This window comes from Pedobacter sp. KH_004 (assembly GCF_057840755.1).
Genome location: NZ_CM174519.1, coordinates 3,105,721 through 3,118,076, shown reverse-complemented (window position 1 = coordinate 3,118,076; position 12,356 = coordinate 3,105,721). Strand labels below are relative to the sequence as shown.

16 protein-coding genes are annotated in these 12,356 nt (G+C 40.8%); 7 read left to right on the top strand and 9 right to left on the bottom strand.

The genetic code is table 11. The features are described 5' to 3' along the window. Window position 1: 1 nt before the first annotated feature. Window positions 2-349 (bottom strand): DUF7009 family protein, encoded by a 348-nt coding sequence (locus AC3ITD_RS13480; protein ID WP_489360431.1) that lies wholly within the window; start codon window positions 347-349, stop codon window positions 2-4. Between the two features lies 1 nt (window position 350). Next, the gene (fdhD, locus tag AC3ITD_RS13475) at window positions 351-1,217 is read right to left on the bottom strand and encodes a formate dehydrogenase accessory sulfurtransferase FdhD (protein ID WP_489360429.1); all 867 of its coding nucleotides are present in this window, start codon (window positions 1,215-1,217) and stop codon (window positions 351-353) included. Between the two features lie 335 nt (window positions 1,218-1,552). Here fdhD and AC3ITD_RS13470 point away from each other — a divergent pair, with 335 nt between their 5' ends. Further along, window positions 1,553-1,747 (top strand): hypothetical protein, encoded by a 195-nt coding sequence (locus tag AC3ITD_RS13470; RefSeq protein ID WP_489360427.1) that lies wholly within the window; start codon window positions 1,553-1,555, stop codon window positions 1,745-1,747. Window positions 1,748-1,803: 56 nt separating this feature from the next. On the opposite strand, the gene AC3ITD_RS13465 is transcribed toward AC3ITD_RS13470, so the two are convergent. Continuing rightward, window positions 1,804-3,222 (bottom strand): MDR family MFS transporter, encoded by a 1,419-nt coding sequence (locus AC3ITD_RS13465; RefSeq protein WP_489360425.1) that lies wholly within the window; start codon window positions 3,220-3,222, stop codon window positions 1,804-1,806. 463 nt (window positions 3,223-3,685) lie between these two features. Between AC3ITD_RS13465 and AC3ITD_RS13460 the strand changes: the two genes are divergently transcribed. From AC3ITD_RS13460 to AC3ITD_RS13450, 3 genes are all read left to right on the top strand, one after another. Continuing rightward, window positions 3,686-3,904, top strand: a complete 219-nt coding sequence (locus AC3ITD_RS13460; RefSeq protein WP_489366683.1) for an alpha/beta hydrolase fold domain-containing protein — start codon at window positions 3,686-3,688, stop codon at window positions 3,902-3,904. A 353-nt stretch (window positions 3,905-4,257) separates the two neighbouring features. Further along, window positions 4,258-4,416: a hypothetical protein gene (locus tag AC3ITD_RS13455; protein ID WP_265800081.1), complete on the top strand. Its 159-nt coding sequence runs from the start codon at window positions 4,258-4,260 to the stop codon at window positions 4,414-4,416. A gap of 696 nt (window positions 4,417-5,112) precedes the next feature. Further along, window positions 5,113-5,337: a hypothetical protein gene (locus tag AC3ITD_RS13450; protein WP_265800080.1), complete on the top strand. Its 225-nt coding sequence runs from the start codon at window positions 5,113-5,115 to the stop codon at window positions 5,335-5,337. Window positions 5,338-5,485: 148 nt separating this feature from the next. Here AC3ITD_RS13450 and AC3ITD_RS13445 read toward each other — a convergent pair whose 3' ends face one another. Next, a complete protein-coding gene (locus tag AC3ITD_RS13445) occupies window positions 5,486-5,902 on the bottom strand; it encodes an ISAon1 family transposase N-terminal region protein (protein WP_489360422.1) in 417 nt (138 codons plus the stop codon). A 307-nt stretch (window positions 5,903-6,209) separates the two neighbouring features. On the opposite strand from AC3ITD_RS13445, the gene AC3ITD_RS13440 reads away from it, so the two are divergent. From AC3ITD_RS13440 to AC3ITD_RS13430, 3 genes are all read left to right on the top strand, one after another. Then, entirely contained in the window at window positions 6,210-6,626 is a 417-nt protein-coding gene (locus AC3ITD_RS13440; protein ID WP_265800077.1) for a lysozyme inhibitor LprI family protein, read from the top strand. A 71-nt stretch (window positions 6,627-6,697) separates the two neighbouring features. Beyond that, complete coding sequence (locus AC3ITD_RS13435; protein ID WP_265800076.1) at window positions 6,698-7,207, top strand: hypothetical protein; 510 nt, start codon at window positions 6,698-6,700, stop codon at window positions 7,205-7,207. 646 nt (window positions 7,208-7,853) lie between these two features. Beyond that, a complete protein-coding gene (locus AC3ITD_RS13430) occupies window positions 7,854-8,168 on the top strand; it encodes a phage integrase SAM-like domain-containing protein (RefSeq protein WP_489360419.1) in 315 nt (104 codons plus the stop codon). Window positions 8,169-8,392: 224 nt separating this feature from the next. On the opposite strand, the gene AC3ITD_RS13425 is transcribed toward AC3ITD_RS13430, so the two are convergent. The 5 genes from AC3ITD_RS13425 to uvrA form a co-directional block, all read right to left on the bottom strand. After that, entirely contained in the window at window positions 8,393-8,791 is a 399-nt protein-coding gene (locus AC3ITD_RS13425) for a LytR/AlgR family response regulator transcription factor (RefSeq protein WP_489360417.1), read from the bottom strand. A 117-nt stretch (window positions 8,792-8,908) separates the two neighbouring features. After that, window positions 8,909-9,355, bottom strand: coding sequence for a hypothetical protein (locus AC3ITD_RS13420; protein ID WP_489360415.1), 447 nt, complete (start codon window positions 9,353-9,355; stop codon window positions 8,909-8,911). A gap of 8 nt (window positions 9,356-9,363) precedes the next feature. Then, complete coding sequence (locus AC3ITD_RS13415) at window positions 9,364-9,618, bottom strand: hypothetical protein (protein ID WP_489366742.1); 255 nt, start codon at window positions 9,616-9,618, stop codon at window positions 9,364-9,366. Further along, window positions 9,542-9,751, bottom strand: coding sequence for an SDR family NAD(P)-dependent oxidoreductase (locus AC3ITD_RS13410; protein ID WP_416338777.1), 210 nt, complete (start codon window positions 9,749-9,751; stop codon window positions 9,542-9,544). Before AC3ITD_RS13410 ends, AC3ITD_RS13415 begins: the two co-directional genes overlap by 77 nt. Window positions 9,752-9,815: 64 nt before the next feature. Then, entirely contained in the window at window positions 9,816-12,335 is a 2,520-nt protein-coding gene (gene uvrA, locus AC3ITD_RS13405; RefSeq protein WP_489360412.1) for an excinuclease ABC subunit UvrA, read from the bottom strand. Window positions 12,336-12,356: the final 21 nt, after the last annotated feature.

Genomic DNA, 12,356 nt, shown 5'->3' with positions numbered 1-12,356 from the left:
CTTAAGCTAAAAGCGGATTTGGATAATTATCACTCTGATCCTCTATTGTGCTGTCAAGACAGGTGAAATCCTTTTCAATCAATAACTTTAATGTTCCTGTATTTCCTGAAAAGCCCACTTGATCTGTCGATACAAGCTCATTGATCATCTCTCTTGGAATTTGAAGTGTAATCCTTCCATTTTCAAACGTTGCAGATAGGTTTTCAACCTCGGTCTGTTCAATCGCATAGGTAAATCTGCCGGTAAGAAAATCTGTATGTTCTTCAAGCGCTCCCTGTGCATCCAGATTTTTCACATCGCTTTGTGTCAATCTAAACCGAATTGATTGTTCCTTGATTCTTATCTTCATTTTATTCAAAAATTATTCTCTCCGGTGAAGTGTATACGTTAAAACGATCTTCCCGCATAAATCCTATAAGTGTAATATTGAATTCTTTGGATAACTCAACCGCGAGACTGGAGGGTGCACCTACAGCTACTACGATTTTGATTCCTGCCATCACCGCCTTTTGGATCAGTTCGAAACTTGCCCGTCCACTTAGCAAAAGTATGCCATCATCCATTGGGACTGATCTGTTTTCTAATCCAGCACCGATTAATTTATCAAGGGCGTTGTGCCTGCCAACATCTTCCCGTACCAGCAATAGTTCTCCAGCGCGATCAAAAAAGGCGCAGGCATGCAGGCCTCCTGTCTTTCTAAATACATTTTGCGCTGCCCTGAGTTTCTCTGGCAGTGCAATCAGCGTTCCGCTATCTATTTGGAATAATCCAATATCTTCTTTTTTCGGCGGGCCAGCTGTTCTTATGGCTTCGATAGAACCTTTTCCGCAAACTCCGCAACTTGATGTGGTATAAAAAGACCGCTCTATTTCCGGTAACTTCGGAATGGCATTTTCAGTTAGATTTACAAGAATGGTATTTTGTTTATCCTCTCTGCAGGCAATGAACAGGTGTTCTACCTTTGAGATCTGGTCTCGGTTTGAAATAATGCCTTCAGTAAACAGGAAGCCCGTTGCCAACTCTTCATCCGATCCTGGAGTACGCATGGTTACCGAAACATTTGAAACTTTGCGATTTCCTGAAGGACCATAGCCTAATCTAATTTCTAGCGGTTCCTCAATCGCAAGAATATCTTCTGTATCTGAAAAACGGCAATTATGGAATTTTTTGAGTCCAATGGTAACAGTAGAGCCACTAGCTATACTTTCATTGTTCATTGGCTCCATATTATATTCATAAAAATGCGATCTATAGTTTATTTCCCAATGTTGTGCCGATAATGAATTTCTTCTATTAATATTTTGAGGCTTTTACAGCATTTTTTAATTAAGATATTTTGCCATTTTGTGATGCGATTCCCCTACATAAATACTGTTTTAAATTTACCTAATTTTATCCGATAAAATTTAATAAATCAGATACTTTCACGACAAGTGATGGTATTTGTGTTTTTCAGCGCGTTACAAAATTTGAAGCTTTACATCATATCGCTAATTAGTATCCGCTCAAATTAGATTTCACATAAACATTGCAAAACCTGGGTTAGAATGTGATGGACCTATTTTTAAAACAACCAATTATAAAGTCCAGTAAAGTGTCAGGAATTGTAGTTTGTGGAGGTAAGAGCATCAGGATGGGTAAAGAATTGATCATCAATGCCTTGAAGATGGAAGAGGAGGATATCCAAGGCTTCGAGAATTTCAATTCTTTTGCCGGAATAGGAGGAGACTACTGCATTGTTTTCTGAAAGCTTGGGCGACAGTAATATCAGTTTTTTATAAATAGTGTATGATTCTAGCTAAGCTACCTCAAGCTCGTTAGCTTCACCGCAGTAAGCTTATCTACTTTATTTTGATTCGGTAATTTTAACGCTGGTATGATCGCGAATGTAATGATGACTGCAGAGATTAGGAATCCATCCTGCAATGCAAAATGCTCTGCAATTTCCCTATTTCTACCCATTTGTAAATAGTATCTATTGATATAAGTATGCATTATACCGCTAATGGCGATTCCGACAGACCCTCCAACTTGCTGTAAAAGGCTGTTTATTGATGTTGCAGTAGCCGTTTGCCCACCATTTATGGAATTTAAAAGTGATGTTGAAACAGGTGAAATCAATAAACTCATGCCAAAGCCCCGTATAGCCATTGCAAGTATGATAAACCCGATGTGGCTGTCTAAATTCATGAAAGCAAATTCAGCCATCGAAATTGCTATCATGACGATGCCCACTACCGAGGGGTTTCTGATCACCCCTCTGTCAGCAAGTTTTCCGGCATAGGGTCTCAATAAAAGCATCATCAATGCGTTGGGTAACAACAATAGACCTGTCTCAATTTCAGAATAGCCCATCAGTCCCTGTAAGAGAAAAGGAAGAAAAAATAATCCGCCATATAACGCGAGAGAGCGAATCAGGATAATAACTGAACAATTTATGAATGTTGCGGACCTGAAAACGGTGAGATCAATCAGAGGATTATCTTTTTTGGATGAACGGATAAATAAAACTAAGGATAAGAGCGAAACAGCCAGACCAACTCCATATTGCCAGGGTGCTACATCAGGATCGGTAATCATAGTCAGACTTAACTGCAACAATACGATGAAGATACCGAAATATGCATAGCCGCCCAGATCGAAAGAAGGCTTGAGCTTAGGTTGCTTTTTTAGAAATCCTAAAAAAAGTACGCTCATTATTACAGTAATAATTCCGATTGGAATATTAATGTAGAATATTGATGGCCATTCGAAGTAATAAGTCAGTACACCACCCAATGTTGGGCCAATCGCCGGCCCCATAACATTGCCTATGCCCCACCAGCCAATTGCAGAACCCCGCTGCTCTTTTGGAAAACTATCGGTCAAAATGGCCAATGATGTTGGCGTGATTGCCCCGCCTCCAATTGCCTGAAATATCCGAGCAGCGATTAAAAAGGATAAATTGGTAGATAAACTGCAAAGTAATGAACCGGTAGTAAATACGATAACGCTTGCGATAAAAAGATTGTAATATCCGATTCTGTTTTTTAGCCAGTTGGTTAGAGGAATAAAAAGACAAAAAGATATCATATAACCCAGGATAACCCACTCTATCCCATTAATACTTGCTCCGAACTGTTTCTGGATTACAGGTAGCGAAACGTTGACAATGCTACTGTCTAGGGCAGCCATAGCTGTTCCAAGCATGAGGGTGATTAAGACGGCTATCCGATTTTTCATTTACATGGATTTAATGATAAGAAGAATTGCTTGTTTTATTCCTATTAAAATATGAGGTCATCCAGCTATATCCTGATTTAAATCCTAAATTTCCGAAAGATATATCAATGCTGTTTGGAATGATCGTCGAATAGACATATCGAATCGTTAGGAAGTGGATATATTTCGATAAAGTATGACTTCATATTTTTCCTTTGATGTCGACCTAGCGATAAATAACTTCAAAATTAACAGCTTTGTTTAGGGGTCGTAAATTTATCGCATTCCGTTAATAAAGAAAAAGTGTTTTTTACATAAAACGCTGGTATTCAACAAATTGTTTTTGGATTGATTTGAGGAAGACATCGCTAGCTTAGCTATAATATAAATAATATATGGCAAATGAAATAACGATCATTAGAAACATTGTCTACAAGGATAATCTAGCCCTTGATCTTTATAGCGGAACTAATTTGATGAGGGAATTATTAATATTCACGCAGGGGGTTGGTTTCATGGCGATAAGGCTAAGGATGAAGATCTGGCTACCAGACTGGCTCAGGAAGGCTATCTGGTTCTTGTTCCCAATTACCGTTTGACGCCAGATGGTGTGTATCCGGCAGGGAAGCAAGACACGCTTTTCGCTCTTGAGTGGCTTCGCCAATCTGAGTATAGTTTCGACCGTACAAAAATAGCGGCCTAGGGGAGTTCAGCAGGGAGGAATATTTCTGTAGAGGTAACTTTGGCTGCCGGGATTCCGGCAATAAGTTGGTCGGGAATAATTGATTTGGAGGGCTTTATATCAGAAACAGATGGAAATTCAGCAGAGAAGAAAGATGATTTGGATTTTGGAAATATTCCAAGTGCTAACATAAATCAAGGGGGGGAGAAATGATGCATTTTTAAGGTGGTGTATTTATGAATTGATCGGTAATGATAGGGATTTATTGAAAGAGGCTACCCCGCTAAACACAGTAAGTTCAAAGAGTGGGCCCATTTCTATGGCAACTTGCATGATGAGGTTGTTCCGGAAAAAGGTGCACTAAACTTCAAAAAATGTTACTAGATTCGGGAATACCAACTACCCTTCAGCTTGTTTCTGGAACATTACATGCTAAAGGATATATGCCAGATGCTATTAAACCATCGTTAAGGTTTCTGGAAACTTTTTTAAACAGAGCAGGTAATGGATTAATTTATTCCTCGATCTCTTGATTATGGTATACTAAAGAGCAGGCATTTTGATGTCTTACAAGTTTTTGTGTATAAAAGTATATCTTAACTAATTATTTTATTAATTTATTAATTCACATCCTCAACAGTAAACCGATCAATCAGTTTTTAATCTGGGGGTTCAATATGAAACCAGTAGGAATTGATATTACGCAACCCGAGATAAATCCGGTCTCCAAAGTGTGAAAAATTCTCTGTCGATCTTGTGATGCGTACAAAGGATCCCAAAGCTTAATATCTCCGTTGTTCCAATTGAGACTAATATCACGAATAACACATTTGCAATTTTTTTGAAATTTTCATAGTTTAACTCCGTAATTTTTAAGGGCTGATTGCTGCAGCCTCTCAACTACGGCTATTTGTCTTGCAAATAGCAAACATTTGACAGGTAGTGGTTTACGTTTATTAAGTGGCATATCTCGTTTATTTACGGTGACAACGGTAAATCAAACACTACCAATCGTGAGCTGATTTTTCGGTGAGTGACGGTTTCGGTTAATTTTGCTTGAAGGGTATTATCTAACGGATACGGATTGCAATCAATTTCTTGCTGATAATTAACAATCTATTAGAAGATCAACTACACTATCGTATCCTAAGGATTTACATGGACAACTGCTGATAGGAATGGTAATTAGTAGTTCAAGGATGATAACTATTTAATTTATATTTGAACCTATGGAAAAATTAATTTCTAATGAATTCTTGTCAATTCTGGGGTTTGATAAAGATGGTGAGCATTATAGTATCCAACATAAAATAGAAGTATATCTTCCTTCAGAATCTCACAGAGAAGCTTATATTGCCCCAGATAACAAACTTCAGAACTATAAGACGCATGTTGTACGATTTAAAACGAAGGAAGATTTGTTGCCTTTATTTAGATTGATGGGCATCGAATAGCAATAGAAAATTACCCCAAGGTAGTTCAAACAAAGAATGTCTGCTTTATGTTGGTCAGTGGAGCCTGTAAAATAAACTGTGGCATAAGTTAAATTACTAAATTTCGATAGATTTTATGATGACGAGAGAAGAACAGCTCAACTATGGTTTATGAAACAAGTAGCCCTTGAGAAATTGCGTTCGGGCCAGTCCCAGTTCGTTCCAACTTATCCCAGACGGTAAATCCACTCAGATGGCTAGCATACTCTTCCTCAAGACGTTTGCCGTCAACACCACAGAAATGACCTAGCGTTTTACAGCTTATTGGGTTTAAATCCAATAAGCTTTTAGAAAATGCAAACTCGGTAGTCATCTTGGTGCCATCGGCAATTAGGTTTTCAATCCCTGAAAACAATCTTTTTTGTATTGAGATTTGCCATTTGCGCCGCTTTACCTTCAAAAAACAAGGTTTTCCAAGCAAAGGAAAATCACGAGCGGTAATTGCATCGAAAAAGCTTTTAGAAATCAATTTCTCCCTGAATACTCTTCGGAATGAATGTTTTTCTCTAAAAGATAAATATAACAAGAGCCTTCAGAAAGTTTGCACTTATCAAGTTCAAAGTATTCGGTTAACCCTTCTGGTAGTATAAAAGATAATATTGAGCTGTTCAAAATAATTATGTTGAGCAAAATTAAATAAACTTCTCAACTCGCCAACTTTCTGCTTGATCCCAAATGAGGATAAGAAAAAGCATGTAACAGTTTCTTTACGCTACGAGGTTTAAATTTTACCAACCTTTTCGATTTAGGCATTCTCCCGGCATGGTAAACAAAGTTGTTCAAACAAAAGGATGTTTCTATGGTTTAGATTTGGAATATTGATAATCAATCCCGTGAAAAATTTCTACCAATCGCCAATTTTCCGCTTGTCTTTTATCCTCATTGCTATGCTGTTTAATGCTCCGGCGTTTGCGCAGTCACAAACTGCCATGAATATGAAGGCTTATTCCGACTTTAAAAGGGTAGATGCGGAACTAAATGGTGTGTATCAAAAGATCCTGAAAAGCTATTCAAGCAAAACCACTTTTATAAAAAAACTCAGGAATGCACAACGGCTCTGGATACAGCTTCGTGATGCAGAACTAGCAGCAAAATATCCCAATAGTGGAACCTATGGTTCGGTGGCACCTATGTGCGAATCAATATACCTGGAAACGCTGACCAGGGACCGGATTAAATTTTTAAATATATGGATTACTGGAATCGAAGAAGGTGAGGTTTGCCTGGGCTCGGTCAGGATGAAATCCTAACACATTACGCTCTTCCAATGATGTTTTGATTAATCAAAATAATTCTCCATAATTTACTTAACGCTAATACAATGACTTTTTATCAGCTCTTGAAACGTTTTTTTAGTCTAATCTTACTGATCTGTATATTCACCTGCTGTAAGAAAAAGGAAGATCAACCTCAACCCGAACTAAATATGCCGGCGGTGGTTACAGGAAACCTCTATGGATCGCCTTTTACGGCAAAAGTGACAATCGAGCGTTATACCAAATTCAGTATGAACAACTACCGCTCTGAAGACTTGTTCTCTATATATCTGGCAGGAGATGGATCTAAAACCTGTAGCTCACCATTGAGTGAGTTTTCAATACGCCTGACGGTGCCAAAAAAAACAGGCACTTTTTCGGGCAATGACACTTATATCCTGGTTAATGATCCGGGCGACCCAAGCGGTCAAAATGGTGCATTGTTCTCTTCAGAACAAACCATTATCACCATCAGCTCCATAACAGGGGATAAGGTGAGTGGTCAGGTTAATGTGAAATGGGCGGAACAAAATATTGATTTTAAAGGACGCTTTGAGGCTTCGTACTGCAAATAAGCTACGAGACGTTTACTTTCGATGGGGCTACATTACCGGGGCGATCTAAATTTAGTGTTGGTCACTGTAATTAAAAAAATATTTAAAAATGCATGGAGTAGCTTTTCCTTATTTTATATTTATTTTCTCCATCTTATTCATGGACAAACACTGTTTTCAATCCACACTTCAAACAAAGAACGCTAGCAGCTACTTAATGTATCAAAAAACCTCTAAATGATGAATTTACGGAGTTTTATTTTTTATAATCGGGCAGTTTGGTGCAATGAAATATAAATAATTCGTGGCCAAATCCTGTACCAAATTTTTCTTCATAACATTGTCTTGTTAACAAAACTGTTTTTTAGGAATATTTTTTTAAGGATGAAACTGGTTGAGTCATGTTGTACAATTTATCTGTTTTGGTGCAGAATTTGGCCATAATTAAAGGAGAAAATTCTATGAAATCAAAGCACAGTTTCAGCGTCAATTTCTTTGTTAGAAGCAATAGGGCGGATTTTGTAAGAGTTCCAATGTATGTGAGAATTACTGTAGATGGTAAAGGTATCGATTTTTCAATTAAGAAATTTGTGTAGCTTCCCGAATGGGATCAAAAAGCACAAAAGTTGAAACGAAGCAGTATTGAAACCTCATCCGTAGGGACCGTATGAGACAGATAGCGAATGAGATCAGTACAGCCTACGGTGAGTTGAGATTTCAGAAAGAATTGATCACTGCAGATAAGATAGTGCAAAAACTTCAGGGAGAGAATCAGGGTAATACGTTAAAAGATATAATCAAATACCATTTCGATCAGCCCGGTAAACTTTTAGCTCTGGGCACCATAAAAAATTACTATACCACTGAGAGATTTCTCATGGAGTTTCTGGCAGGTAAAAAATTGAAAAATATTCGACTGGCAAAGATAGACTTCAAATTTGTAACAGATTTAGGGATTTATTTACGGACCAAAAACCCCTGATAAGTGGCAAAGGATGTGTACGAACAATACTGAAAGGTTTTTTTAGATATGGTAATGAATCCCCGATGGGTGTTCTGGTGGAGCCATTCGTTGTGAAGTATCTCTACAAATAAGGGCTGCTAACGCCCGGACTACTCTTCATTCTTTTAACTTTCATGGTTTCTATCACTTGTGATTTAGCCCATCGTAAATTATGGCAGAAAATAAGTGACCAAAGAAAAGATTTAGCTTTTGTTTGCCGACTGGATGTCATCAACGATCCTCTCCAGATGTCGCGATCTTATGGGTTTGTGCAAATAATGCCAGTCACCGACGTTATCCGGCTCCAGCTCAAACTTTAAGTGTGAGGTCACAAATACCAGATGCCTAACGTATTTCCGTACTTTCTCCGCCAGTTGGATTCCCGATAGTCTGGGCATGTCAATGTCAGAAAACAGAATGTCAATATCTTCTTGAGTGAGCAGGTATTCCATAGCAGCGAGGGGGTCTAAAAAAGTGGCCCGGATTTTTATTTGGGGAAATTTGGCTATTTCCTCCTGTAGGTTTTCGATGGCGAAGCGCTGATCATCTACAATGATGCAATGGAGTGTTTTATTATCCATAATATAGGTTCTATTATCCATTTATTGATTGATGCGATATTAGCGATCAAAAAGTAGTTAATGCTGCAATATAATATTTATTTATTTTTTTTCTATGGCTACGTGGGGGCGATGTGCTTTGGACTTTCCTGGGATTCCTCATCCATCATGGATGGAATGCCTGTAATCCACGTTGTTGCCACCATTTCCGTAGGTAGGGGTGATGTTTTTTGCTTGCTTCAGGTGGGCATTAATTACTGCCGATTCAATTCCCCTGGTTGGCGAAGGAAGCAGACCATAGGACATACGCATCAGGATTGAAAAGCTTCCCACCATTTTTTCTGACCGGTTATGAAGTGATAACTCATAGACCGCATTCCCGAGTTGGAATGGATCATAAACGATTGGCCCGGGTTTCAATGCTTTCCCTGTGTAATTAGCCGCATGCTGTATACCCGGAGTGTCAAGAAATCCCGGAAATGCATCGCATATAGGTATACGGGAATAAGATTTTAATGCTGATTTCAATGCCGCTGAGAATCCCCGGAGGCCAAACTTGGCAGCGGAATAGCCTGGGCCATAAGGAACAGCTAGAAAGCCGCCCAATGGGGATGTTATTGATCAGAATGCCATGGCCTTGTGATTTGAAGAATGAAAGGACAGCATGCGCAGCATTCATATATCCGATCAGATTTGATTACTTGTTCGCTGATTTCGATGGGAGTAAGGTCAAATGCTCCGATGGGAAGCACATCCGTGTTATTATTCCATACGTCGATATCCCGGTTCTCTTCAGCAGCACTTCCGGCCAGATTGATTACTTCGTGGTAACTGGGAACGTCGGTTGATATGGCTTTTACAAGCACCACCAAAAGCCCTGCATTCTTCAGCCAGTTCTTTCAGCGCCTTTGAGTGGCGGGCGACGATGACCAAATCATCACCGTTTTTTGCAAATTTCAGAGCGGCAGCTCTGCCGCTACCACTCGAAGCACCGGTGATCACTACATTTCTTCATTTTTTCCATATTCTTTTAAACATTTGAAACGACATTGTTTTGAGGAGATAATCAAACCAACTTTTCTGCGCTTTGAATCGATGCTAGATAATGTTTGAGAAAGGGTGCGGTCTTGCTTCCCTTGATCCTGGTAAGGCCGTGGGCGATTCCGGAATATACGATATTCCCGCCCTGATCACCTGCTCCTGGACCAATATCGATTATCCAGTCGCTTTGCGCGATCACTTGCATATCGTGCTCTACAACTATAACTGTGTTTCCGGAATCAACAAGATGGTTTAGCTGGATGAGCAACTTCTCGACATCGGATGGGTGCAGGCCAGTTGTAGGTTCATCTAGGACATAAAGTGCGGAGCTTTTCTGGCTTTTTTGAAGTTCGGTGGCCAGTTTGATGCGCTGTGCCTCGCCGCCCGATAAAGCTGTAGCAGATTGTCCGAGTTTGATATAGCCTAAACCTACATCCCCAAGCAATCTAAGGGAACGGTAAATCCCAGGGTCGTCACCAAAAAAATTAAAGGCTTCGTCTACAGTCATTTCCAATACCTCGGCAATGGTCTTCTCTCTAAAGGTCACTTCCAGGGTATCGGGATTATATCTGGTGCCCTCACAGGTTGGGCACGGGGTATACACGCTTGGCAGGAAGAGCAGTTCAACCATAATATAGCCTTCGCCCTGGCAGTGTGGACAACGGCCTTTGGCTACATTGAATGAAAACCGTCCGGCATCATATTTTCTTTTTCTGGCGAGAGGAGTACTGGCGAAACGTTTTCGGACCAGATCAAATAGTCCGGTGTAGGTTGCCAGATTAGATCTGGGCGTCCTTCCAATGGGTTTCTGGTCAACAACAATCAAGCGGGAAATTTTTTCAATCCCGGAAGTGATTTTTCCCTGTACAGGGAGGGGTATTTCGACAAGCGGAAAATCTTTTGTAAGCTCGGTATCAATCTCGACCTGCTGTCCAAGGCCATTGGCCACCAGCTCCACCAGTACCTGACTGACCAGGCTGCTTTTCCCGGAACCGGAAATCCCGGTGACACAGGTCATCACACCCAATGGAAAATCAATATCCAGACTTTTGATGTTATGACGGGTTACTCCGCTCAGGCAAAGTTTCGATACAGGTTTCCTGGGTTCAACTGGAATACGTGGAGTATTATCGAAAAGAAAATCAGCGGTCAGGGACTTAGTCGCTTTTTGTAATCCTTCAGGTACGCCGTTATATATAATCTGGCCACCGTCAGAGCCGGCTCCAGGTCCGACATCAATGATCCAGTCTGCATGACGGATCACTTCGATCTCATGCTCAACGACAAAGATGCTGTTTCCAGCTTTTTTCAGTTTATCCAGTATGTTAAGCAATGCACGTGTATCTGCTGGATGTAGTCCCGCCGATGGCTCATCGAGAACGTAAACTACACCAAAAAGATTCGAGTGTACCTGTGTCGCGAGCCTTAACCGTTGCAGTTCCCCTGGTGAAAGTGTTGGAGTGCTTCGTTCCAGGGTAAGATAGCCTAAACCCAATTCAAGCATCACTGATAACCTTGAGCTGATGTCGGTGGAAATACGTTGAGTAACAATCTGTTTTTCGTTTTTCGCTGCTAGTCCGGCATGATGGTTAAAAATTCTTGCCAGAGCTGAAAGCGGCATACGGGACAGCTCGGCGATATCTTTTCCCACGAATTTAACCGAAAGGGATGCTTTGTTGAGACGTTTACCCTCACATAGTGGGCAGATAGCACTGATCATATATTGTCTGACCCTATTTTTCATCAGTTCGGACTGACTGGAAGAAAACGTTTTGAGTATATAGGGTTTGGCGCCGATGAAGGTGCCCATATAGTCGGGCGTTTTTTTATCCCGGATCGCTTTTGCGGTTTCCTTGGGCGTAAAGCCAGGATATACCGGGACTGTTGGCGTATCTTCAGTAAAGAGTATCCACTCACGATCGTGTTTTGGTAAGTCTTTCCATGGGACATCAACATTATAGCCCATGGAAACGAGAATATCCCGCTGGTTTTGTCCTTGCCATGCTTTGGGCCAGGAGGCAATGGCACCTTCACGAATGCTCAATCGCGGATCAGGAACCATGGTTTGCTCGTTGATTTCAAAAACACTGCCCAATCCGTGGCATACTGTGCATGCACCCTGGGGGGTGTTGGGTGAAAATCCTTCCGCATATATGATGGATTGATTCTCGGGGTAGTCTCCTGCCCGTGAATAGAGCATGCGCAACAGGTTGGAAAGGGTGGTGACACTGCCTACTGAGGATCGAGTGCTGGCGCCGCCCCGCTGCTGCTGAAGCGCTACTGCCGGCGGCAGTCCTTCGATAGAATCCACTTCGGGTACACTCATCTGGTTAAAAAGCCGCCGGGCATAGGGCGAAACGGATTCAAGATAACGTCGCTGGGCTTCGGCATATAACGTTCCGAAAGCCAGCGAGGACTTTCCTGATCCGGAAACCCCGGTAAAAACGACCAGTTTATCCCTTGGGATTTCCAGACTTAGATCTTTTAAGTTGTGCTCCCTTGCGCCGCGAACGATAATCATTTTTTTATTGCTTTTTTCTGCCATATCAGTTAACAGGATTATGCT

Excerpts from the sequence above, each read along its gene's own strand:
- AC3ITD_RS13470 (WP_489360427.1), top strand. The coding sequence starts at position 1,553 with ATGGACCTATTTTTAAAACAACCAATTATAAAGTCCAGTAAAGTGTCA.
- fdhD (WP_489360429.1), bottom strand. The coding sequence starts at position 1,217 with ATGAACAATGAAAGTATAGCTAGTGGCTCTACTGTTACCATTGGACTC.
- AC3ITD_RS13435 (WP_265800076.1), top strand. The coding sequence starts at position 6,698 with ATGACTTTTTATCAGCTCTTGAAACGTTTTTTTAGTCTAATCTTACTG.
- AC3ITD_RS13450 (WP_265800080.1), top strand. The coding sequence starts at position 5,113 with ATGGAAAAATTAATTTCTAATGAATTCTTGTCAATTCTGGGGTTTGAT.
- uvrA (WP_489360412.1), bottom strand. The coding sequence starts at position 12,335 with ATGGCAGAAAAAAGCAATAAAAAAATGATTATCGTTCGCGGCGCAAGG.
- AC3ITD_RS13480 (WP_489360431.1), bottom strand. The coding sequence starts at position 349 with ATGAAGATAAGAATCAAGGAACAATCAATTCGGTTTAGATTGACACAA.
- AC3ITD_RS13430 (WP_489360419.1), top strand. The coding sequence starts at position 7,854 with ATGAGACAGATAGCGAATGAGATCAGTACAGCCTACGGTGAGTTGAGA.
- AC3ITD_RS13425 (WP_489360417.1), bottom strand. The coding sequence starts at position 8,791 with ATGGATAATAGAACCTATATTATGGATAATAAAACACTCCATTGCATC.
- AC3ITD_RS13465 (WP_489360425.1), bottom strand. The coding sequence starts at position 3,222 with ATGAAAAATCGGATAGCCGTCTTAATCACCCTCATGCTTGGAACAGCT.
- AC3ITD_RS13455 (WP_265800081.1), top strand. The coding sequence starts at position 4,258 with ATGTTACTAGATTCGGGAATACCAACTACCCTTCAGCTTGTTTCTGGA.